Raw genomic sequence first — 21,804 nt, 5'->3', positions numbered from 1 at the left:
TTATAATTTTTATAAAATTAATTATTTTTTAAATCAATTGCTTATATCTATTTGAGTCATAAAAACAGGCTTAGGCCAAAAATATTGGTCATAAATATTAAAAAAGATGTTGACACACTCAGGATATTTGATAGAATAGCCAGCCTATCGAGACGGAGTTGTTGTTAACAACACTACAATTCGATAATCAGCGGGAATAGCTCAGTGGTAGAGCATAACCTTGCCAAGGTTGGGGTCGAGAGTTCGAATCTCTTTTCCCGCTCCAAATATGGCTTGCAAAAGCACTAAACCCTCACTTCTTATCATAAGAAGTGAGGGTTTTTTTATGCAAAATATCTTCCAAATTAGACAGAACGATAGATATAAACCACTTATAGGGTCTACTCGTTAGCATACCCATACCGCTACAGCGTCTGTCTTGCTAGCCTTACGAATGTATCGTTTGTACTCCATTATTTATATCGGCATTGTTTCGTATTGACGGTATGTTAGTTTCGTTAAAGCTTGATTAGAACTGATCCCAATAGGGCTCGTCACCGAATCGCTCTGCAATAAAATCAATTAGGTAACGGCAGCGCTGAGATAAAAAACGGTTTTTTGGATATACCGCATAAGCATTCAATGTGGTCAATTGATACTGTTGCAAGATAGGCAGCAGCTCACCGCGCGCCAGTTTTTTGTAGGCAAGAAAGGTCGGGATAGCGATGATGCCGTGACCTTTGACAGCGAGATCAATCAAAAATTCCCCATTAGTAGCCTTAATTTTGGCATTCATCACGTGATAATGATGCTGACCATGCGCATCTACTAGCTCTATCTTACCTGTCTGACCAAGACTGTATTCCAAAAAATCATGTCCTGCTAACGCTCCTATTGTCTCAGGCGTGCCCATTTTCTTCAGATAGTCAGGACTGGCGCAAATCACACAACGAATCAACGCCAGCTGCTTGGCTTGATAGCTCGAATCGCGCAGCTCTCCAATCCGAATGGCCAATTCATAGCCTTCTTCAATCAAATCGATACGCCGATCAGAAAAGTCCAGCTCAAATCGTAAGCTAGGATGCTGCTTGGCATATTCATCAATCACATCGGTCAGGTGCATGATGCCAAATGATAGAGGTGCGGTCATCTTGAGCGTGCCTTCAACACGGGTTGGCGCGTCGCTGGTGTCCTCATTGAGCGCATCGACGGCACTCAAGATATGGGTCACTTGTTGATAGTAATGTTCACCGGCCTGTGTCAGTTTTGATTGGCGCGTGGTACGACTGATTAATTGACTGCCTAGACGCGTCTCTAATTCTTTGAGACGGCGGCTGACGGCTGATTTTGCAATGTTGAGTTGCTCTGCAGCTTTGGTGATACTGCCTGCATCGACAACGCGTACAAACATTGCCATGTCTTCTAACTGTCCCATTATCGACACCTTCTGATTGTTCCCATAACGAGAACTAATGATTTTAATTGTTGCTGATTGTAATTGCTACGAGTTTTATAGCACAAGTTAAGGTAGATACTCACATCATTCTATGGATATTTTAATGACAGTTTAATGACAGTTTAATGACGGTATTGAGGTCTTATTGTTCTGATAAGAAGAATAGTTATTTGCATTTATCCTTATTTATCTAGTTATAGTCAACAATTATAATAGGGTTATTGTTTAAACGGGTTAATCGATAATAAGTATATAGAGGATTAATCTGTTGATACCTAAGGATAAATTATGAAAACGATCTATCATGCAGCAGATTCTCGTGGTGATGCCAATCACGGCTGGCTCAAAAGTCGTCATACCTTTAGTTTTGCCAATTACCATAATCCCGAGCGTATGGGCTTTGGAGCCTTACGCGTTATCAACGATGATTTTGTCATTGGTGGTCGCGGGTTTGGTAAACACTCTCACCGCGATATGGAGATTATCAGTATTCCCCTAGCAGGCAAGCTCGCTCATGGTGATAGCATTGGTAATGAAGGTGTGATTGAGACGGGTGAGATTCAAGTCATGTCAGCGGGTACAGGTATTACCCATAGTGAGATGAATGGTGACAACGAAGAGGCCATGAAGTTTTTACAAATTTGGGTCATGCCAAACAAAATGAACGTCACCCCTCGCTATCAGCAAGTAGATATGAACGCACTCATACAGCCTAATGAGTTTAGCCAAGTGTTGTCACTTAATGCCGATGATGCTGGCGTTTGGATTCATCAAAATGCTTGGTTTAGCATGGGTGATTTTGACGAAGGTATATCGCAAACTTATCAGTTAAATGATTCTAACAATGGTGTCTACGTATTTGTCATCAGCGGTGAAGTCGTGATAGAGAGCAATACTTTATCTACTCGTGATGGTCTCGGTATCTGGGATACTAAGAGTTTTACTATGAATGTAGAAGCAGCTACCAGAGTACTGGTGATGGAAGTGCCGCTGTTTATATAGTCATTGGATAGCAAAGAAGTCCATCAATTAGAATGTTTATACTAACAATTACTCATATTAAAAATTATTTTTATTAACAACGATTTTACCAACAACGTGGAGAAACACTATGTCAGACCTAACAACCCTACAGCAGCTTGCAGAAAAACGTCGTTCTATCTATGCGCTAAGCGACCAGCTACCAGTATCTAATGACGAAGTCGTGAAACTGGTTGAGCATGCCATTTTGCACACGCCATCATCATTTAACTCGCAATCAACGCGCATCGTTGTATTGTTCGGTGATGACCATCGTAAGCTATGGGATATGACTAAAGACGCATTGCGCGAAATCGTCGGTGATGAAGAAAAATTCCAAGCGACCAAGGATAAGATTGGTGGGTTCCGCCGCGGTGCTGGTACGGTACTGTTCTTTGAAGATCAGGCAGTCGTGAGAGGCATGCAAGCAGCAGCGCCACTATACGCTGACAATTTCCCAATCTGGGCAACACAGACCAGTGCCATGCATCAATACGTCATCTGGACAGCATTGGCCAGTATCAATGTTGGCGCAAACTTACAGCACTACAATCCAGTAATCGATCAAAAAGTGGCCAGTACTTGGAACATCGATCAGGACTGGGCCCTAAATGCACAGATGGTATTTGGTAAGATTGAGCAGCCAGCAGGGGACAAAGCATTCAAGCCAGTTGATGAGCGTATGAAAGTTTTTGGTGCATAACGCTATACTTCATAAGAAGGCAATGTAAAAAAGTCTGTGTAAAAAAGCCACCTGATGGATCATCAGGTGGCTTTTTATGTATTTAAAAGAACAAGTTTTGATCGGGCGGGGTATTCTAAGTATTTTGCAATTTTGTGACGCTTGTGCGCAAAAATCCTAATAACTACTTACGCTGCATCAAACTGTTGGCCACCCATGCTGGACCGATTAATAAGAACTGTAAGTCTTTAAGAAATGAGGGCTTTTCCCCTTCGATTTTATGACCGATGAATTGTCCAATCCAAGCGACGATAAAGACCGCTGCCCATGCTTTAAATCCCCATGGCATGACGGCCATCACTGACAAACAGATAAGAATAAACATGCCCATCGCTAAAAACAGTGGCGTCGATAAGCGTATATAGAACAACAACACCAAGGCGCTAAGCACCAAGGTAAACCACACAGATAACGACATGCCCATACCCAGCAGACTGACAAAAATAGTCGGCACACATAGCCAATGTATTTTTTTATTCACTAAGTTCTGGTGACTGACAGCGTACTCACTGAGCCACTGCTCTAGCGTACGTTTGGACATTTTTGGTTGACGACGAGACATATTAACCTCCCTGTTAGTAATGAACATCAGTAGCAGATATTCGATAATGCTCTAAGTATTCATAGTATGCTTAGTATCAGTTGTAGCATTAATTGCGCCAGTCCACCATGTCATCTGATAGACGGCTCAGTCAGATACTGTTGTATTACTAGCACTATATCCGCAAGGTTTTATTCAAAATTCGCAAGGGACTTTTTCTATAAGAGATGCGTTATCCTTGTTCGCTACGATGCCATTCATAAAGACCGATAAAGGCGTTTACTTGATACACCATGGTCTGGATAGCAAAAATATAGTTACCAGACATGAGGTTCACGATGAGCCAAACAAAGTTAACGATAATCCATAACCACCAGTTAAATGAATAACGCAGAATCATTGCCGCCTGAGCTGTGATGGATAGTACAAACGCAATCACGTTGATCCAAAAGAAAGAAATAAACCCTAAAAACAGACTGTTATCATCTGCTACCACTGCGTAGCCATAGCTTGTGAGCAAGTCATTTACCGTTGGAAAAAGGGCAAGACCAATGGCAATAAATGCAGCGGTAATCAACCAAACCGCTTTGCTCGCTGACTTGGGGATCATATCGCCATCAGGATCGGTGTGCTTTGACCAATAGAAGATGCCGTAGACGTGGGTAAAAAAGTTAAAAAGTGGTGCAAGCATTAAGCCTACTGCGCCAGACGTTGCCTGTACGATGACTTCGCCTGCGGTTGCCCCCATACCAAAGCCATTGCCCATGACGTTTTTGCGGAATGACAGTGACACTACGCAAACCAAGCCAATAAACGAGACCGCCAAATAAAACCAATCAAGCGTAGTATGGTCTGTCGTGAGCCAAAAACCTGCGGACAAAGCAATAACACCGCAAATAAACCAAATGACAATCCATTGCATTGCCCATTTTCCGGTGATGTTGTCCAATAGCTGAATACGCATTGCTTTTCCCCTAAAGTAAATACTGATATCAATATAGTGCTAACTGTCATGTGCTAGTTGAATAACATGTGCTAGCTGAATAAATTGTTATTATAAATATGCTCAGTGCACGTTATGATTTTTTGCCATAGATATATCGATTAATCAATAGTAACGCTTGTTGATAGCGAGCGTCATAGTCAGGCTGATCAATCATATGCGGCGCAATATCGTGACGTGCAAAAATATCTATCAAACGCTGCTCAAAGCGTCCGCGTGCCTCAGGCGTCCCTAAAGAGCGCATACCATCATCAACCCATGGCGTATTGTTATCTAGCATGATGGTATGGTCTAAACGGAACTCATCAATACAAGCAGCCACAAAAGGCTGCGTACGACCCTCATACTCTTCACAAAAGGCTTGCGTAGTCACAAAGTCAGTATCAACGATAGTGATAGGGGCAGTCGCGCGGGCTTTGGCTTCTCGGATTGCCTCAGCATGGTCGAGACAAATAGGACCATAATCACTGTACTGTAATCCGACCTCGCTACCACCCAAATCGGTGCTGACATATAGGCGTCCCATCTCTAGGGCAAAGCTGGCACCGTAGTAATTAGCAAGCTTATGTACTAGCGTTGTCTTGCCTGAGCTTTCTCCGCCGACGATAGCGACGGTCTTGGTATAATCGGCGCGTGCTTGTGGATGAATCGCTGACCAATGCGCTACCGGATCACGAGCAATCGCATAAGAGTCAAACTCAGGCTGTAGCGGTGTCGTGACCACACGCAAAAGTAACTGGTCTTGTACATCATTTTGCGTGAGTGGATGGTCGTCAGCCATAAACAATACAGTCTCTGCTGATAGTGATAAAGCGTCTATTAAACGTTGCAACTTGGTATTGCTAGCAGCGATATCGATACTGACATACTCACTGGCGCTGACATCCTCATTCGCATTGTAGAGGTGTTCATGAAGCGGCAGCTCGATCTCATGAGTGGTGTGAATATGAATAAAGGGCAAATCTGCACAGGCCATTTGTAGCCAGCGCGCTTTGTCTTGTAAGGTGATAGTAAAGTCTGGATGCGGTGATGGATGCGCCATAATGACGATATGTAAGGTTTTGGCTTGTCCTGCTGCATCCAATATACTGCGCATCTGTCCCAAGTGTAGGGGCTCAAAATGCCCAATCATCAATCCAGTGTCGTACATAGTCATCCTTGTTATTGTTTTATATTTATCTCAGGTTTGATGATAAGTCAGCTAAAACCTAAGCTGTTCATCAGCATGGTATAAAGGTTTTAAGGGATTTACAGGTAGGTTATTGTAAATCTTACTTTTCTACAGATTATTATATTTTCATCAGCAATCTTTCTGCGCATCTAGAAGTAACACGCTAACAGTGATTTTTTGGTAATTAGAGATTTTTAACAGTCATCATCGCTATCAAAATGCCACTTATCTCTTTGATTAAATTAAAAAATAATTAGTTACATAAAGAGCAGTTGTAAGAATTTAGCAACAAAGCTAGTTTTGAAACATTTTGAAATAACTATTTAAAATCAGGGGTTTGCAGGGTGGTACGACAGGTTCGGGCAAGCTTAGGTATCATAAACTCACAAAGTACGTCTATACCTTCAACAGATTAATATCTAATAGTTGATATACTGAATCGTAAGTTAGCAGAGCAAGATTACTTTTAGTTCGAATAAGCAAGATAAGCAGAAAAATAGAATAAATAATAAATAATAAATAATAAACGAGAATAGAAAATAGAGAGGTATTTGATTTGGCTAAGTTAGCAAAATTACATCGCTCGCAAAACAATCGTATGATCGCGGGTGTGATGGGCGGTATCGCAGAGTACGCAGGTTGGTCGCCGACATGGGTGAGATTATTGTTCGTTATCATCTCATCACTGAGCGCAGCAGTACCCGGTATCTTAATCTATATTGTTTTATGGATAGTGATGCCAAAAGCCAACAGTCAGTCTTATCAGTAAAGTTATCCTGATAACTGTCTGTAAAAAGTAGATAAAGAATCGAAGTTGCATTGAAAGAAACGAAACTAAAAAAGCTACGTTAAAAGTAATCAACCGAAAAGCAGTCCTCCAAAAAATAAAAAGCCTGAATAATCAGGATGCCCAAGACACAATTTTCCTCCTGCCCGAATGCTAACGCATTTGGGTATTTTTTTATTTATCATACCAGCACTTTTTCTATGGCGATTTGCTCACAAATCACTCGTATAACTGAGTATTTGTGTCAGCTATGCAAATTTAGTTGACGTAAATATGGATAAAATAGTCAATTTTTAGTAAGGTGAGCAGGCAAATAGAGTCGTTGCCAAATAGGCAGACGAGTGCTATCAGAGATTTATTTAATTATCCTCATTTCACAGTGACTTTACTATGAAAACCGAAACTACAACATCCCAAGCGACAACCTCGATGACACAAGATAAAGATGCTCAACCGATGACGTTTCAAGATTTAATCCTAACCCTACAGAATTATTGGGCTGATAAGGGCTGCGTGATATTGCAGCCTTATGATATGGAGGTCGGTGCAGGTACCTTTCACACCGCGACGTTCTTGCGTTCGCTAGGCCCTGAGCGCTGGAATGCTGCCTATGTTCAGCCATCTCGCCGTCCTACGGATGGGCGTTATGGTGACAATCCAAACCGCTTACAGCATTATTATCAGTTCCAAGTTGTACTAAAACCGAATCCACCTAATATCCAAGAGCTATATTTAGACTCACTACGAGCCATTGGTATTGATCCATTGGTGCATGATGTGCGCTTTGTAGAAGACAACTGGGAGTCGCCAACGCTTGGTGCGTGGGGACTTGGTTGGGAGATTTGGCTAAACGGTATGGAAGTGACGCAGTTTACGTACTTCCAGCAAGTCGGTGGTATAGAGTGTTTCCCAGTCACTGGTGAAATAACATACGGTCTTGAGCGCTTGGCGATGTATGTACAAGGCGTCGATAGCGTCTATGATTTGGTCTGGGCAGATGGTGAGTTTGGCCGTGTCACGTACGGTGATGTCTTCCATCAAAACGAAGTCGAGCAGTCTACCTATAATTTTGAGCACGCTGATGTGCCAATGATGGGGCAGATGTTTGATTTTTATGAGCAACAAGCCGACAAGTTGGTTGAGGCAGGATTGCCACTACCAGCCTATGAGATGGTATTAAAAGCATCTCATGCGTTTAACTTGCTTGATGCACGCGGCGCTATTTCAGTGACTGAGCGTCAGCGTTTTATCCTACGTGTACGTACCCTTGCTCGTAAAGTTGCTTTTGGTTATGTCGAAGCACGCGCCAAATTGGGCTTTCCATTGGCAGATGAAGAACATCGTCAAGCGGCGCTCGATAAGTATTTGCCAAAAGAAGACGTGGCAGCAGAAAGCTTAGCGGTAGACAGCATAGCAAAAGAAAGTACTGACACTAAACAATCTACTAACGATAAATAGGAGCATCCCATGAGTACTATTCTATTTGAACTGGGGTGTGAAGAGCTACCTCCAAAGAGCTTAAAACCATTACGTGATGCGCTACAAACCAGCGTCACCGAGCAGTTGACGGCAGCAGATATTACCTTTGATAGCATTAAAGCATTTGCTGCTCCGCGTCGTTTGGCGATTCAGATTCAAGGTATTAGCGACAAACAGCCAGATCGCACTGAGCAAAAACGTGGCCCTGCGATTAAAGCAGCATTCGATGCAGAGGGTAATCCAACCCGCGCGGCCATAGGTTTCGCTAAAGGTTTGGGTATTGAAGCCAGTGAGCTGACGACTATTAACACTGATAAAGGCGATTATGTTGGCTTTGAACAAACTATTCAGGGTCAAGCAACTACTGAGCTACTGCCTGCTATTTTCCAGATGGCGTTAGATAATTTGCCGATAGCCAAACGTATGCGTTCAGGTGCGAGTCGCAATGAATTTGTGCGTCCCGTCCAGTGGGCGGTATTGATGCAAGATAGTACTGTCATTGATGCGAGCATTCAAGGACACCAGACAGGCACACAAACCCGTGGTCATCGCTTCCATAGCCCTGACTACCATAGTATTGCTCATGCCAACGACTATGAGCAACTGCTCGATGGTCTAAAGGTAGTAGTGGATTTTGATAAGCGTCAAATGCTGATCAAGAACCAAGTCAAAGCATTAGCAGATGAAGTCAATTCAGATGCCATCGTACCGCAGAATTTATTGGATGAAGTCACCGCATTGGTTGATTTCCCCATTGCGCTACGAGCAAGCTTTGAAGCACGCTTTTTACAAGTACCGCAAGAAGCACTTATCTCGACCATGCAAGCGGATCAAAAGTATTTTTGCTTAACCGATAAGGCTGGCAAGTTGCAGCCGTACTTTATTTTTATTACCAATATTGAGTCAAAAGATCCTAATCAGATTATTGAAGGTAATGAAAAAGTCGTGCGTCCACGTTTGGCTGATGCAGAGTTTTTCTTCTTACAAGATCAAAAACAGCCATTATTTGCGTTGACTGAGAGCCTGAAAAATCGTGTATTCCAAGACAAATTGGGTACAATCTGGGAGAAGTCTGAGCGTATTGCTAAGCTTGCAGCGTTCGTTGCTACCTTGATGCAGCAGCAAGGTATTGATATTAATATTGATGAAACCGTACGTGCGGGTATCTTATCCAAAGCAGATTTGGCCAGCTCACTGGTTGGTGAGTATCCTGAATTGCAAGGTATCGCTGGTACGTATTATGCGCGTTTGAATAACGAGCCAGAAGCGGTCGCAGCCAGTTTAGAAGAGCAATATCTGCCGAAATTCAGCGGTGATGTATTACCACAAACACCAATTGGTATTTGCCTAGCATTGGCTGACCGCTTGGACACGCTGGTTGGTATTTTTGCGATTGACCAAGCACCGACGGGTTCAAAAGATCCGTTCAGCCTACGTCGTTCTGCTATCGGTATCTTGCGTATTTTGATTGAAAAGCAGTTGCCAATTAATCTGGTAGCGCTCGTTGAGCAAGCGATTAAAGGCTATAGCGATGCTGAAGGTAGCAAGATTGAAAAAATGGGCGATACTTTTACCCAAGTCATGGCATTCTTGAACTCGCGCTATCGTGCGATGTATACAGAGCAAGGCGTTAGCGTCGATACGATTCAGGCAGTACAAGCGATTAACCCGCATATGCCACTTGATTTTGATCAGCGTATCCGTGCCGTGCAAGCATTTAGCGAGCTGTCACAAGCATCGATGTTGGCTGACTCAAACAAACGTGTTGCCAATATATTGGCCAAATCAGAAGTGAGCGTGGCTGATACAGTCGACGAAGCGCTACTATCTGAGACTGCTGAGCAAAATTTGTATGCGAATGTGAAGCAAGCACAGACAGTGGTACAACCATTACTTGAGCAGGCTGACTATACGCAAGTATTGCAAACGCTTGCTAGCTTAGATGAGCCGTTGACACAGTTCTTTGATCAAGTAATGGTCAATAGTGAAGACGCTGCACTTAAAAGCAATCGCTTGGCATTGCTAAAGCAGGTTCGTGCGTTGTTCTTGACTGTGGCTGATATCAGCGAGCTACAACTGTAGTTCTGCTAAAAGCTGATTGTTATTTTAACCTGATTATTGTTTTTAAAGAAAAACCTGGCTTATCATGGCCAGGTTTTTCTTTTATAAAGCAGCGTCATTAGTTGGTACGGTCATTTATGAGCACAGCCATTTTTTAGAAGTGTCATTCAGTGAATTTATTCGACAATTCAGTGTCATCAGCAATTAAACGGTAAAGGCATTGTATTATCGCTATTATTGACGGTAAAATTTATCTTATTAAAACGTCACGAATAATCAGTTGCTGAGCCGTTTCTATTATTTCTCACGTTTAACCCTCATTGAAGGAGCACTGCCGTGTTTGCCGTTATGATTGTTATCCTCATTATTTGGGCATCGATGTGGGCTTTTTATAAGTTTATGTACCCACGCGCACCCAAAAGCATGATGCCAAAAGAAGGTGATGTGACCACACCGCGCCAGTGTAATTTTTGTTGCAACAACTTGGCTGAATATCGCGGTGTACTCGAAACCGGTAGCGTGGCGATAGATAGCGATAGTAATACTGAAGCTGATGTTAAAAGCAGTCAGGAGTTGTTCTTTTGCAACTATGAACATCAAGCAGACTTTCACGCGGGCAAGACTTACAAACCTTATGCTTAAGTAGATAAGTGACTGACATAAAAAAGCGCTTAGCTTTATTGGCTAGGCGCTTATTGGCTTAATAAAGTACGATGCGTTTACAGAATAGAGTGTGCGTCTTTCATGATTTTATTGAGTAATGCTTCAGATTGTTTGCTTTGCTGCATACGATCTTCGTCACTTCTTTGATTGGCATGGATTTTTTCATACAAATTCAAGCAGCACAGTACCAATAGACTCTCCTGACTGAGGCTAGGCGCTTCTTTTTTTAGATCAAGGGCGTGATTATTGATATAAGAGACCGCTGACATTAGCTCTTCTTGCTCGTGTACTGGGCAATAGATGGGGTAGGTCACACCTGCAATCGCGATATCGACCTTTTTGATTTGTGGCTCAACAGGCTTAGTCGGTTTGATTGTTGCTTGAGATACTGTGCTGGCTGTGCCTGCTCCGGTAGAGTTGGTTTTTTGAGATTGCGCCCTTATATCTTGCGCTTGGTTATTGTTTGGCTGTTTTTCTATCAGTTTTTTTTGGTCATCAGTCATGATTAATCCTAGCGTATGTGGTCAATGAAATAAGTGATATAGTCAAATCTATATAAATCCGCTACGTCGTCATCCTCGCTAAGCATACTAATGTATAACTTGCACTCGGTTCCTTTGTATCGAAATTATATTGAACCGACTATACGAGTATGACAGGTCGTGCTGAGTAGCTAGATGAACGGTTTGTTTGTATCATCCGTTATCGCTAACGATTAACCTTCCGCTTGGTCAATCAGCGTGAGACGTTGTAGCACCACTTGTGTACGTTCAGCTGCCAGCTGGTTTTTCTTTTGCAGCTCACTGTTCTGTTGTTTGATATCACTGTATTGCTGTTTGAGTTCGTTATTATGCTTTTGCAGGTCGCTATTTTGTTGTTGCAATTGGCTGATTTCTTTTTGTTGTTTGTCTTGATCTTCACCAATCATATGATGCGCTTCTGCTAGGCTTTGATAGCGCTTGTCGAGATCATTCAATTGTTTTTTAGCAGCATCACGTTCGCTGTGACTGGTATCAAGCTTGGTTTTTAGGGCGGTGAACTCTTTTGAATCAGTAACAGGATGTTGTTTTAGGCTGCTAAGTTCAGCACTGACAAGCTGATACTGTTTTTTGATGTCGAGTACCATTTTTTCTAATATTCTAAGTTGGTCATACATAGTCAGTTTTTATCCTTAACAAGTAAGCGTGAATGAGTTTTGTTCGCTGCATTTAATAATGCCATAGGTGACCGCATAATATCTATATCAACAAAGTAATTACAAGCATGAGGCTTGGTATTTTTACTTTTATTCGTGGGTGATTTGTCTAAGACATCTTACAGCGACTGTTTTTATTTTATAAGCAAATCAATTACTAGGATCTCTATTATGAATGATAATATCTCTGGCTGGAACACTTGGTTGACTGCGTTTGACGATTGGACCGATGTGTCTATCAGTGAGGTGCATGGCATGATGACAGGGCTGATGACGGCTTGCAATGCCCCTGATGAGGCCGTCTGGGCTAAGGTGTTTGAAGAGCTGAGCTTTTCATCGCTACCTGACGAAGCCTTGACCTTGTTGACAGAAGAAGCTGAAGACACTGTATTCCAGCTCAAAGATAAGGATGATGCGTATTCTTATACACCGCTGGTGCCAGATGATGAACATGACTTATACGAGCGCGTGATGGCATTGAAACAGTGGGCGAACGGCTTTATGACCGGTTTTGGTATCACCGACTGTGGCCTCACCAAAGAAGAAAATGAGATGCTGTCTGATTTGGCCAAAATCGGTGGCATTCGCTTAGAAGACGACGAAGATTTTGAAGGTGGCGAAGAGTCTTATCTTTATATCTATGAATTTGCGCGCATGGTACCAGTCAGTTTTGCCACACGTAAGCGCAAGGCCGTCAAAGACATCGCGCTGATCGCTGGACTGTCTATCGATGCAAAAACCACCAAAGAGCGACAAGCAGAAGGAAAGTTGCCAAAGCCAATGCCACCAGTGGTTGATGCGATGAATCAAAATAATCCATCGTAAGGCGAATTTGACACCTCATAATAAGGATGTTTTATGACTAAGAATGTTAATAGTAATGATGTTCAGCCGAACAGTACGGTGTATCCCAAGCAAAGTCTCGATTGGCTGACGCGCCTTATCGCCTTTGATACGGTCAGTCGCCACTCAAACTTAGCACTCATTGAAGACGTGAAAGCGTATTGTGAGCAATTGGGTTTGACAGTCGATTTGACCTTTAACGATGCTAAAACCAAGGCCAATTTGTTTGTTACAGTACCTGCGGGCAAAAACGCTGATATCGTGAATAATGGTCTGGTCTTGTCTGGTCATACCGACGTTGTACCCGTCGATGGTCAAGACTGGGCGTCAGATCCATTCATTGCGACGATTCGTGGTGACAAGCTATATGGCCGCGGGTCTTGTGACATGAAAGGCTTTATCGCTTGTGCGCTGAGTCTATTGCCACAGGCAGTGCAGCTGTCAAATAGCGGTCAACTGCGTCGCCCGCTGCATTTGGCTTTGTCGTTCGACGAAGAGGTTGGCTGTTTGGGTGCGCCATTGATATTGGCTGACCTAAAGGCACGTGGTATCACGCCTGACTATTGTATCGTGGGTGAGCCGACCAATATGGCAATGGTGGTGGCGCACAAAGGCATCTCCATTTATCGTTGCCGCGTGCATGGCAAGTCAGCACATTCATCGTTGACAGCGCAAGGGGTCAATGCCATTAGCTATGCCAGTCGCTTGGTTGGTTATGTGGATGAATTGGCAGAAACGCTTAGCGCTCGTGATGATGGTGATACGCTGTTCACGGTGCCTTATTCAACATTATCAGTCGGTACGATACAAGGCGGCACAGCGACAAACATCGTGCCCAATTTGTGTGAGTTTACCTTTGATTATCGTAACCTGCCGCACATGACACAAGACGATATCCTAGAGCCAATTCAAATAAAGGTGGCAGAGCTAACGGCACAGATGCAAGCACGCGCGCCAGAGACGGGTATTGAGCTATTACAAGAAGTCAGTGTACCGGCAATGACCGATAACGACAGCGCTGAGTTGCAATTATTGATAGCGGCACTGACAGGGGATGACGAACGCCAAAAAGTGGCTTATGCGACAGAAGGTGGTCAGTTTACCAATGCGGGCATTCCAACGATTATCTGTGGCCCTGGCAGTATTGAGCAGGCTCACAAAGCAGATGAATATGTTGAGCTAAGTGAGATGACACGCTGTGATGCCTTTTTGCAGAAATTGCTAGACAGCTGCACCATTAAATAATGTATTAAAATACTAGGGCATGTCCTCAATTCAATCGACAGTCATCTAAATGGGTTAAAAATGGCTAAATCTTGCCAAACGGCGTCAAATAGCTGACTAATATCTGCGCTATTTTCCTTGTTTGACTACAATTTATCTCATTTTTATCACCATTTTTAAAATGAGGACACGCCCTAGACATAAGTATATAATATGAGTAAGTATAAATAATACCGCCTAAATGGCGGTATTGTTTTTTGGTAATGTAGCAGCTCGTGAGAGAGCTGCTGATATATACATAGTAGGGGTTTGTTGTGACTTGGCATCTGTTTGCATTATTTTTCGCCAGTACGTTTTTTATCTCGGCGACCCCCGGTCCGAACATGCTGCTAGCATTTCAGTACGGTATGAACTATGGCGTCAAGCGAACACTGTGGACGCTAGCAGGGTTAAGTCTTGGGCTATTTATATTACTCCTCTCGACGCTACTTGGACTCGATGTAATCAGTCGCCAGTCACCTTGGCTACTGACGATTATCAAAGCAGTTGGCGCGGCGTATCTAATCTATCTAGGTATCAGCTCATGGCGTGATGCGGGTGATGGCAGTTTAATGAAAGACGCTCGCGAAATGAGTGAAGAAGTCGCAGCGGAATACTCTGCGGTTGACAGTGAAAGTGAAAGCACGGCTAATACACCGCAGCCACGATCGCTCTCTAGCGCGGCAGTCAAAGTATCACCAAGTAATACGACTTTATTTCGTACGGGTGTGTGGGTATCGCTATCCAATCCAAAAGCCATCTTGTTCTTCGCAGCCTTCTTCCCCAAGTTTATAAATTTTAGTGCGCCATTATGGCCGCAGTATGTCTTATTAACTATAGGATTGTTTTTAAGCGAGACAATTTGGCAAATCATTTATACGTTGGGTGGCAAAAAGCTGGCAAGTTGGCTAGATGTTGGTAATCGCCTAGCTTGGCTCAATCGTGGTTGCGGAGTGATATTTATCGTCATTGCTGCGGCTCTATTGGCTGAAGTTATAAACAGCTTTATGGTTTAAATATTTCTAAGTACTATATTTAAAGTGATATTCTCAAAGTAATAATTTAAATTAATAGTTTAGATGAGATGTAATTTTTATAGTATTCTCTATTTAAATAAAATTAATTATTGACTTTATTTTTTAAATCGTTATTATTGCCACATTGATTTATTAGCTTCTATGAAAGCGATAAGTTATTCCAATAATTCTGCTACTATTGTCTACAATAATTAGCCACAACCTATGGAGGAATCATCGTGTCCTATTTAACTATCAAGACGTTTTTAAAGATTGAATGTGTAAACTACCTGACAGCAATGATGACTTCGAACAGGTTTGGCTGAATCTATATACAAGCTATTGAGTGATATCCTATTGAGTGATATCAACGCATAGCCTTCTGTATCTAATCGCTCTATCCTTCTTTTAAGTCTACTGTGCCAAAATTGCTCTGCGATTGTGCTAAGCCATATTGCGCTTGCTGTTACCTGTCTACCTAATATTTTTCTTTACCGTTATTGCTAATGAGGCGATTCACGCTATTGTTTAGCGTATGCCTTTCTGCGCGTATAATATTTATGCTCTCAATTTTGGTATGGTAAAAGCTTTCTTTAAAACGTCCATCATAAATTAACTATGCATTTTTATTGATTTTTTAATTAATAAAAATACGGTATTTTATTGTCTTTATTTTATGATCTATTAACTTATGTGCTTATTAAACGTATCGTTTAATGGAGACGGGTAAGTAATGTCTAAAAATTAGTAAATTAAAAAATATGTATGGTTATAAAAATAATAAAACGGAAATAATAAATCATGAGCATTAAATTAATATTAAACGAAAATCGTAAGCACGGCGTACCCGTCAAGATTTACACCTCAGATGTTGAGCAAGGTGCAATGCAGCAATTGCGCAATCTAGCCCAGCTAGAGTTTGTACACTCACACATTGCGGTGATGCCGGATGTGCACGTTGGAAAAGGCGCCACAGTCGGTAGTGTGATTCCGACCAAGTCCGCCATCATTCCTGCCGCAGTCGGTGTGGATATTGGCTGCGGTATGAATGCGGTACGTCTGTCCCTGACGGCGAGTGATTTGCCTGACAGCTTAAAATCACTGCGATCGATCGTTGAGCAGCAAGTGCCTGTTGGTTTCAACATGCACAAACAAATCCAAGCCAAGAACTCAACGCTTGATCCACTAGGAAAACGCCTAAAACTGATTACTGATAAGCATCCAGGTTTACTCAAAATGCTCAAAGGTTTTGAGCGTACTTGGGCAAAGCAGCTAGGAACACTAGGCGGTGGCAATCATTTCATTGAGCTTTGCTTGGATGAAAACAAAGATGTCTGGGTGATGTTGCACTCTGGTAGCCGCGGCATCGGTAACTGTATCGGCCAGTACTTTATCAATTTAGCCAAAAAAGAACGTCAATCGCGCTTCGGTCATGTGCCAGATCGAGATTTGTCGTACTTTGCTGAAGGGTCTAATAGCTTTGCTGATTATGTTGAAGCAGTGGGCTGGGCGCAGGATTACGCGCTTGAAAACCGCCGTGAGATGATGCGTCTCGTCATTAAGTCATTGCAGTCGCCACAAGTGGGGTTGCCACGATTTCAGCTGACCAAAGAAGCCATTAATTGTCATCATAACTATGTCAATGAAGAGGTGCATTTCGGTGAGCAAGTCTATGTGACGCGTAAAGGTGCTATTAGTGCTTATGCTGGCGAGCTCGGCATTATCCCAGGCTCTATGGGCGCAAAATCCTTTATCGTACGCGGTCTGGGCGCAGCGGAATCGTTTTGCTCATGTTCACATGGGGCAGGGCGACAGATGAGCCGAGGTAAGGCCATGCGAGCATTTACCATCGATGAGCTAAAGGCGCAGACTGATGGCGTCGAGTGTCGCAAAGACAAAGGCGTCATCGATGAGATACCAGGCGCTTATAAAGACATCGATGAAGTGATGGCAAATCAAACGGATTTGGTTGAGGTGGTGCATACGCTGAAGCAGGTCATGTGTATTAAAGGCTAATGAGTAAAAACATAGAGAGTCACGACGTTGTCAATCGAGCTTAATGTACTAAGTGTACTATTTGCGCTCGATTTCCTAGCCGTGGCCTCACTATGCTGTCACTCGAATATATAAAACAGATTTAGAGTTATTGAAAATATAGGTAACAATATGAGCTTAAAAGAAACCTTAAAAAAGGCCAAACAGATTGAACGACAGTTAGAACAGCAAGCTGAGACAGGTGTGCAACACCCGCTAGGCACTGTCAAGCCGCGCAACTATTTAGCACTGGATCCACTATTAAGAAAAGGTGGTATTCACGAAAAAGAAGATATCGATATCGTCCGCAAAAAACGTCGCCGTGAGACCAAGCAGCAGTTACGGAAGACAGATTGGTTATCAGAATAATGAGGATTAACATTCACGCCCAAAAAAGCCGTTCGCTATTATAGTGAACGGCTTTTTTTATTTTTACTTAAACTTATAACTTAACCGTTATGCCAATATTTCGATTAGCTCACCTTTCACCATGTGTGGGCTGACGAAATCAGTAATACGTACGCTTACGAGTTTACCTAACATTTCATCCATTTTCTCGACATCATGAGGGAACATAACGGTACGGGTGTTATCTGCAGTACCGATTAAACAGTCAGGATGACGGTTGGCAACTTGTTCAACCAAGACGCGAGTCGTGGTACCGACCATCTCATGCGTTTTCGCAAGCGTTGAGTCAATGATGACTTTTTGGAATTCAGCCAAGCGTTCTTTTTTAGTTTTGAAACTCACATCATCTGGCAACTCTGCCGCTGGTGTGCCTGGACGTTTAGAGTAGATAAAGCTGTAAGAGTGATCGAAGTTCAATTCTTTTGCTAAGTTCAATGTATCTTGGAAATCTTGATCCGTTTCACCAGGGAAGCCAATGATAAAGTCACTCGACAAGTGAATATCAGGACGAATGGCTTTAAGTTTATTAATCTGATTGATATACACATCAATCGTGTGATTGCGTTTCATCGCTGCCAAGATAGCATTCGAGCCACTCTGAACCGGTAGATGTAAGTGTGATACCAGCTCTGGCAATTGTGCATACGCATCAATGATGTCATCAGTGAATTCAAGCGGATGGCTGGTCGTATAGCGAATACGCTCGACACCATCGACATGCGAGACATAATGTAACAGCTCAGCGAAACGGCAAATACTGCCATCATCTTTTTCGCCGCGATAGCCGTTGACGTTTTGACCCAAGAGGTTGATTTCACGTACGCCTTGCGCTGCCAAGCTATCAATCTCTGCCAATACATCATCGAGTGGACGGGATAACTCTTCGCCGCGAGTATAAGGTACCACGCAGAATGAGCAATATTTTGAGCAGCCTTCCATGATAGAGACAAAGGCTTTAAAGCCTTCTACTCTTGGCTCAGGTAAAAAGTCGAACTTTTCAATACTTGGGAAAGAGACGTCAACTGTGCCGATACGGTTTTTAGGCGCGATTTCACGTTGTTCGTTTGATTGATCATACAATTCTGGCAGACGGTGCAAGGTTTGCGGGCCAAAAACCATATCGACGTAAGGCGCACGTTTTTGAATGTTATCGCCTTCTTGTGAGGCCACGCAACCACCAACACCAATGACAAGGTCAGGGCGTTTTTCTTTGAGCTTGCGCCAGCGCCCCAATTCTGAAAATACTTTTTCTTGCGCTTTTTCGCGGATAGAGCAGGTATTCATTAGCAATACATCGGCCTCATCGATATCATGTGTGACTTCCATGCCATGAGAATCACCGAGCACGTCGAGCATCTTGCCAGAGTCATAGACATTCATCTGACAGCCTTGGGTAGTCACAAAGACTTTTTTGGTGGCTGGTTTGTCGACTGGCGATTGGGCTGAACTTGCTTCTTTGAGTGCAGTGACAGCAGGCGCGCTTGCGGTTGTTTCAGCAGCAGCGTCATGATTGCGGGGATTGAATACAGTAACACTCATAAGGATAAGTCCATGATTGACTAAAAATATAGCGGGGTAGACGATTAACAGGTGGCGTATTTTATCACAACCCTCTACCAATGTGAAAAATTAGCACAGGCTATCTATCCGTCATATTATAAATAATTCATAGTAGTATCAATTATTTACTATCATTGGTCTCTATTTTTATAAAAAACAAGCATCACTATCATTTCTATGTTACACCGTACTGTCCTATTTATTGACAAAAGGTAAAGTGGATGGTTGAAAGCGTGATGAGTATAGTATGATAAGCGCAATAACCTCGGCGATGTTTGGTCAATCGTTGTTCACATATTTGTAGAGACATAATAAAGAGAGTCAATATGACAAAGTTGCGTGTTACTCGTAACATCAAGGATGAAGCGTCTATCAGTCAAAAACACGCGTCAAAGCGAATCACAGTAGGTACGCTACGGATGAGTGCACTGAGCGTCGCAACAGCGGTGAGTGCGCTTGGCATATCGCAAGTGGCCTGTGCAGAGCTGACATGGGGCGATGATGAGAGCTACCAGCAAGAAAGCAATTATCAGCAAGACAGCAGTATTGATTCGTTTATGGGCGCTGCTATCGCTGCTGATCGCGGTGATGTCAGTGCGCTCTATAATTATGAGCAAACGATGAGTGGCAGTTTGTTTGCGATGTATCCTACTTACTGGCGCATGAATCTGGATCTTGATTCACAGAGCTCAGCGGCTGTGTCGCAGTTTGTGCGCCAATATCCAGACACAGTGATGGCTGAGAAGTTAGTGGCTGACTTTGCTGAAACCAAGGCGAGTTCTAATGATTATGCGTCGGTCAGACAGGTGGCTAATCTGATCACCAATGCAGATGCCAGTGAGCGCTGTGCGGTGGCTTTAGGGTTTAATAATGGCGGCGATACCATGCGAGCTATGGCAGCCAAATCTGATGTTTGGTTGAATACCCTAAAACAGCCTGCGCTATGTGATCAGCTAGCGATGGAGATGAATAACAACGCACTGATCAGTAATCAGGATCGTGCCTCGCGCCTCAAGCGTATGCTTCGTAAAGGTAAGACAGGCGATATCATGGCATTGTCATCTCGTTTAGGTACGCCAATTAATTATTCAGCATTGAGTGAGGTTCAGCTCAATCCGTCCGAGTTTTTTAGTCGTTTTGGTCGTGAGCCTGCCAGTCAAACTAATCAACATCTGTATTTATATGCTATTGGTCGCCTAGCTGATAAGTCTTATCGTGAAGCGCAGCAGCAGCTGGATTTTGATATTAGCCAAGACAATCAGCGCTCAGTAAAACTGCTGAATGATGATACCCGTCGTTATGCATATCGTACCCTTGGGGTAAAGCGTATGAATCATAATACTGATGATGGTTTCAATGCTGAAGCAGTGGACTGGTTCCGTAATAGTTTAGATGATGATTTTAACTTCGAAGAAGCAGAAGACTATGCTATGGCGGCGATTCGTTTTGGTCGCTGGGATGATGTGGTCGAAGCCATCTCAAAAATGGAAGCTGAAACCCAAAAAGGCAATCAGTGGCAGTATTGGTTGGCGCGTGCTTATGAGCAATCAAGCAGTAGTAGTAAGCGCAGCACGGCCAAAAAAATGTATCAAAATATTGCAAAGAGTAACGACTACTACGGTTTGATGGCAAAAGACAAAATAGGCCAGCGTTTTGATGCCCGTCAACTGGGCGGTAGTAACTTGCCTAATGTCAGCACCGCTGATCGTGCCCGTGTCATGCAGGATGGTAACTTTGCACGTGCTTTTGCGCTGTATAATTCTGATGCCAGCCGCGCTTATGCCAATCGTGAGTGGAACTGGGCCGTCAAGCAGGCACGTGATAAGCGTGATGATAATCTAATCATCGCTGCAGCTCGCCAAGCGTATGATATGGGCTGGCTCGACCGTGCTATTTATGCTGTCGACAATACAGACAGAGTTGATAGCGTCGCGCTCTCACATCCAATGCCGCACCAAGATGCCGTGGTTCGTTATAGCCAGTCAGCAGGGATCGATCCAGCATGGGCTTATGGTATCATGCGTCAAGAGAGCCGCTTTGTGACATCGGCGCGCTCAAACGTTGGTGCCAGTGGACTGATGCAAGTCATGCCTGACACCGCAAAATATATCGCTCGCAATTTGGGTGAAACTTATAGCGCCAGTCGTGCCAACACGGGTGATACCAATATTCGTTATGGTACATGGTACATGGGTGATATTTTGGGCAAGCTCAATCGTCAGCCTGTCGTTGCCACAGCAGGCTACAATGCTGGACCTAATAATGCCAAGCGTTGGCAGCCTGTGTATGGTTCACTCGAGGCAGATCAGTACGTCGAGTCAATCGCATTTCCTGAGACGCGCAACTATGTTAAACACGTGATGGAAAACGCTACTATCTATAGCAGTCTTTTGGGCGCTCATCAGCCGATCAGTCAGCGTATGGGCACAGTACCTGCTGTCTTTTAATCTGCTTGGTTTTTTATCTGTACCTAGTTTTAGATGCGGCAGCGTATCAATTAGAGTATTAGAGACATAGCCTAATTAAATAGACCACTAACACATCATTGTTAGTGGTCTATTGTTATCAGCTTATAGATTGACC

At 43.2% G+C, this 21,804-nt stretch carries 19 protein-coding genes and 1 tRNA gene; 13 read left to right on the top strand and 7 right to left on the bottom strand.

All coding sequences use genetic code 11. The features are described 5' to 3' along the window. Nucleotides 1-190: 190 nt before the first annotated feature. Nucleotides 191-265: transfer RNA gene (locus tag I6E86_RS06820), tRNA-Gly, on the top strand. A gap of 243 nt (nucleotides 266-508) precedes the next feature. On the opposite strand, the gene I6E86_RS06815 is transcribed toward I6E86_RS06820, so the two are convergent. Continuing rightward, complete coding sequence (locus tag I6E86_RS06815; RefSeq protein ID WP_197176388.1) at nucleotides 509-1,414, bottom strand: LysR family transcriptional regulator; 906 nt, start codon at nucleotides 1,412-1,414, stop codon at nucleotides 509-511. A gap of 309 nt (nucleotides 1,415-1,723) precedes the next feature. Between I6E86_RS06815 and I6E86_RS06810 the strand changes: the two genes are divergently transcribed. Together I6E86_RS06810 and I6E86_RS06805 are read left to right on the top strand one after the other, a co-directional pair. Then, nucleotides 1,724-2,437 (top strand): pirin family protein, encoded by a 714-nt coding sequence (locus tag I6E86_RS06810; RefSeq protein ID WP_197176386.1) that lies wholly within the window; start codon nucleotides 1,724-1,726, stop codon nucleotides 2,435-2,437. A gap of 109 nt (nucleotides 2,438-2,546) precedes the next feature. Next, nucleotides 2,547-3,158: a nitroreductase family protein gene (locus tag I6E86_RS06805; RefSeq protein WP_197176385.1), complete on the top strand. Its 612-nt coding sequence runs from the start codon at nucleotides 2,547-2,549 to the stop codon at nucleotides 3,156-3,158. Between the two features lie 163 nt (nucleotides 3,159-3,321). On the opposite strand, the gene I6E86_RS06800 is transcribed toward I6E86_RS06805, so the two are convergent. From I6E86_RS06800 to nadR, 3 genes are all read right to left on the bottom strand, one after another. Beyond that, on the bottom strand, nucleotides 3,322-3,759 hold the full coding sequence (locus tag I6E86_RS06800) for a DUF962 domain-containing protein (protein ID WP_197176384.1): 438 nt from the start codon (nucleotides 3,757-3,759) through the stop codon (nucleotides 3,322-3,324). Nucleotides 3,760-3,970: 211 nt separating this feature from the next. Further along, nucleotides 3,971-4,702 (bottom strand): nicotinamide riboside transporter PnuC, encoded by a 732-nt coding sequence (pnuC, locus tag I6E86_RS06795; RefSeq protein ID WP_197176383.1) that lies wholly within the window; start codon nucleotides 4,700-4,702, stop codon nucleotides 3,971-3,973. A gap of 112 nt (nucleotides 4,703-4,814) precedes the next feature. After that, entirely contained in the window at nucleotides 4,815-5,891 is a 1,077-nt protein-coding gene (gene nadR, locus I6E86_RS06790; protein ID WP_197176382.1) for a multifunctional transcriptional regulator/nicotinamide-nucleotide adenylyltransferase/ribosylnicotinamide kinase NadR, read from the bottom strand. Nucleotides 5,892-6,468: 577 nt separating this feature from the next. On the opposite strand from nadR, the gene I6E86_RS06785 reads away from it, so the two are divergent. The 4 genes from I6E86_RS06785 (at nucleotide 6,469) to I6E86_RS06770 (ending at nucleotide 10,881) form a co-directional block, all read left to right on the top strand. Beyond that, nucleotides 6,469-6,681 (top strand): PspC domain-containing protein, encoded by a 213-nt coding sequence (locus tag I6E86_RS06785; protein WP_194364655.1) that lies wholly within the window; start codon nucleotides 6,469-6,471, stop codon nucleotides 6,679-6,681. Nucleotides 6,682-7,155: 474 nt separating this feature from the next. Further along, complete coding sequence (gene glyQ / locus I6E86_RS06780; protein WP_197176624.1) at nucleotides 7,156-8,157, top strand: glycine--tRNA ligase subunit alpha; 1,002 nt, start codon at nucleotides 7,156-7,158, stop codon at nucleotides 8,155-8,157. A 9-nt stretch (nucleotides 8,158-8,166) separates the two neighbouring features. Then, nucleotides 8,167-10,260 (top strand): glycine--tRNA ligase subunit beta, encoded by a 2,094-nt coding sequence (gene glyS / locus I6E86_RS06775; protein ID WP_197176381.1) that lies wholly within the window; start codon nucleotides 8,167-8,169, stop codon nucleotides 10,258-10,260. A 357-nt stretch (nucleotides 10,261-10,617) separates the two neighbouring features. Then, nucleotides 10,618-10,881, top strand: a complete 264-nt coding sequence (locus tag I6E86_RS06770; protein WP_197176622.1) for a hypothetical protein — start codon at nucleotides 10,618-10,620, stop codon at nucleotides 10,879-10,881. A gap of 77 nt (nucleotides 10,882-10,958) precedes the next feature. Here the strand turns inward: I6E86_RS06770 and I6E86_RS06765 are convergent, their stop codons facing one another. After that, nucleotides 10,959-11,405 (bottom strand): cell division protein ZapA, encoded by a 447-nt coding sequence (locus tag I6E86_RS06765; RefSeq protein WP_197176380.1) that lies wholly within the window; start codon nucleotides 11,403-11,405, stop codon nucleotides 10,959-10,961. 212 nt (nucleotides 11,406-11,617) lie between these two features. Then, entirely contained in the window at nucleotides 11,618-12,058 is a 441-nt protein-coding gene (locus tag I6E86_RS06760; RefSeq protein ID WP_194364658.1) for a hypothetical protein, read from the bottom strand. 210 nt (nucleotides 12,059-12,268) lie between these two features. Here I6E86_RS06760 and I6E86_RS06755 point away from each other — a divergent pair, with 210 nt between their 5' ends. From I6E86_RS06755 to I6E86_RS06735, 5 genes are all read left to right on the top strand, one after another. Next, nucleotides 12,269-12,922, top strand: a complete 654-nt coding sequence (locus I6E86_RS06755; protein WP_197176379.1) for a UPF0149 family protein — start codon at nucleotides 12,269-12,271, stop codon at nucleotides 12,920-12,922. A gap of 33 nt (nucleotides 12,923-12,955) precedes the next feature. Continuing rightward, entirely contained in the window at nucleotides 12,956-14,185 is a 1,230-nt protein-coding gene (gene argE / locus I6E86_RS06750; RefSeq protein ID WP_197176377.1) for an acetylornithine deacetylase, read from the top strand. Nucleotides 14,186-14,478: 293 nt separating this feature from the next. Further along, nucleotides 14,479-15,219, top strand: coding sequence for a LysE family translocator (locus I6E86_RS06745; protein WP_197176375.1), 741 nt, complete (start codon nucleotides 14,479-14,481; stop codon nucleotides 15,217-15,219). A gap of 801 nt (nucleotides 15,220-16,020) precedes the next feature. Next, nucleotides 16,021-17,235: an RtcB family protein gene (locus I6E86_RS06740; RefSeq protein ID WP_197176373.1), complete on the top strand. Its 1,215-nt coding sequence runs from the start codon at nucleotides 16,021-16,023 to the stop codon at nucleotides 17,233-17,235. A gap of 150 nt (nucleotides 17,236-17,385) precedes the next feature. Beyond that, on the top strand, nucleotides 17,386-17,622 hold the full coding sequence (locus tag I6E86_RS06735) for a hypothetical protein (RefSeq protein WP_197176642.1): 237 nt from the start codon (nucleotides 17,386-17,388) through the stop codon (nucleotides 17,620-17,622). Nucleotides 17,623-17,709: 87 nt separating this feature from the next. Here I6E86_RS06735 and miaB read toward each other — a convergent pair whose 3' ends face one another. Continuing rightward, nucleotides 17,710-19,200, bottom strand: coding sequence for a tRNA (N6-isopentenyl adenosine(37)-C2)-methylthiotransferase MiaB (gene miaB / locus I6E86_RS06730; RefSeq protein ID WP_197176370.1), 1,491 nt, complete (start codon nucleotides 19,198-19,200; stop codon nucleotides 17,710-17,712). Nucleotides 19,201-19,640: 440 nt separating this feature from the next. Between miaB and I6E86_RS06725 the strand changes: the two genes are divergently transcribed. Beyond that, nucleotides 19,641-21,668 (top strand): transglycosylase SLT domain-containing protein, encoded by a 2,028-nt coding sequence (locus I6E86_RS06725; RefSeq protein WP_413786992.1) that lies wholly within the window; start codon nucleotides 19,641-19,643, stop codon nucleotides 21,666-21,668. Nucleotides 21,669-21,804 lie beyond the last annotated feature (136 nt).

Source organism: Psychrobacter sp. SWN149, assembly GCF_015864565.1.
Lineage (GTDB): Bacteria > Pseudomonadota > Gammaproteobacteria > Pseudomonadales > Moraxellaceae > Psychrobacter.
Note: the sequence above shows the minus strand (reverse complement) of the source record. Positions and strands in the feature narration are given on the sequence as shown.

What these genes read in the sequence shown, in the direction of transcription:
- I6E86_RS06815 (WP_197176388.1), bottom strand. Translation starts at nt 1,414, where the DNA reads ATGGGACAGTTAGAAGACATGGCAATGTTTGTACGCGTTGTCGATGCA.
- I6E86_RS06810 (WP_197176386.1), top strand. Translation starts at nt 1,724, where the DNA reads ATGAAAACGATCTATCATGCAGCAGATTCTCGTGGTGATGCCAATCAC.
- I6E86_RS06805 (WP_197176385.1), top strand. Translation starts at nt 2,547, where the DNA reads ATGTCAGACCTAACAACCCTACAGCAGCTTGCAGAAAAACGTCGTTCT.
- I6E86_RS06800 (WP_197176384.1), bottom strand. Translation starts at nt 3,759, where the DNA reads ATGTCTCGTCGTCAACCAAAAATGTCCAAACGTACGCTAGAGCAGTGG.
- pnuC (WP_197176383.1), bottom strand. Translation starts at nt 4,702, where the DNA reads ATGCGTATTCAGCTATTGGACAACATCACCGGAAAATGGGCAATGCAA.
- nadR (WP_197176382.1), bottom strand. Translation starts at nt 5,891, where the DNA reads ATGTACGACACTGGATTGATGATTGGGCATTTTGAGCCCCTACACTTG.
- glyQ (WP_197176624.1), top strand. Translation starts at nt 7,156, where the DNA reads ATGACGTTTCAAGATTTAATCCTAACCCTACAGAATTATTGGGCTGAT.
- glyS (WP_197176381.1), top strand. Translation starts at nt 8,167, where the DNA reads ATGAGTACTATTCTATTTGAACTGGGGTGTGAAGAGCTACCTCCAAAG.
- I6E86_RS06770 (WP_197176622.1), top strand. Translation starts at nt 10,618, where the DNA reads ATGTGGGCTTTTTATAAGTTTATGTACCCACGCGCACCCAAAAGCATG.
- I6E86_RS06765 (WP_197176380.1), bottom strand. Translation starts at nt 11,405, where the DNA reads ATGACTGATGACCAAAAAAAACTGATAGAAAAACAGCCAAACAATAAC.
- I6E86_RS06760 (WP_194364658.1), bottom strand. Translation starts at nt 12,058, where the DNA reads ATGTATGACCAACTTAGAATATTAGAAAAAATGGTACTCGACATCAAA.
- I6E86_RS06755 (WP_197176379.1), top strand. Translation starts at nt 12,269, where the DNA reads ATGAATGATAATATCTCTGGCTGGAACACTTGGTTGACTGCGTTTGAC.
- argE (WP_197176377.1), top strand. Translation starts at nt 12,956, where the DNA reads ATGACTAAGAATGTTAATAGTAATGATGTTCAGCCGAACAGTACGGTG.
- I6E86_RS06740 (WP_197176373.1), top strand. Translation starts at nt 16,021, where the DNA reads ATGAGCATTAAATTAATATTAAACGAAAATCGTAAGCACGGCGTACCC.
- I6E86_RS06735 (WP_197176642.1), top strand. Translation starts at nt 17,386, where the DNA reads ATGAGCTTAAAAGAAACCTTAAAAAAGGCCAAACAGATTGAACGACAG.
- miaB (WP_197176370.1), bottom strand. Translation starts at nt 19,200, where the DNA reads ATGAGTGTTACTGTATTCAATCCCCGCAATCATGACGCTGCTGCTGAA.
- I6E86_RS06725 (WP_413786992.1), top strand. Translation starts at nt 19,641, where the DNA reads ATGAGTGCACTGAGCGTCGCAACAGCGGTGAGTGCGCTTGGCATATCG.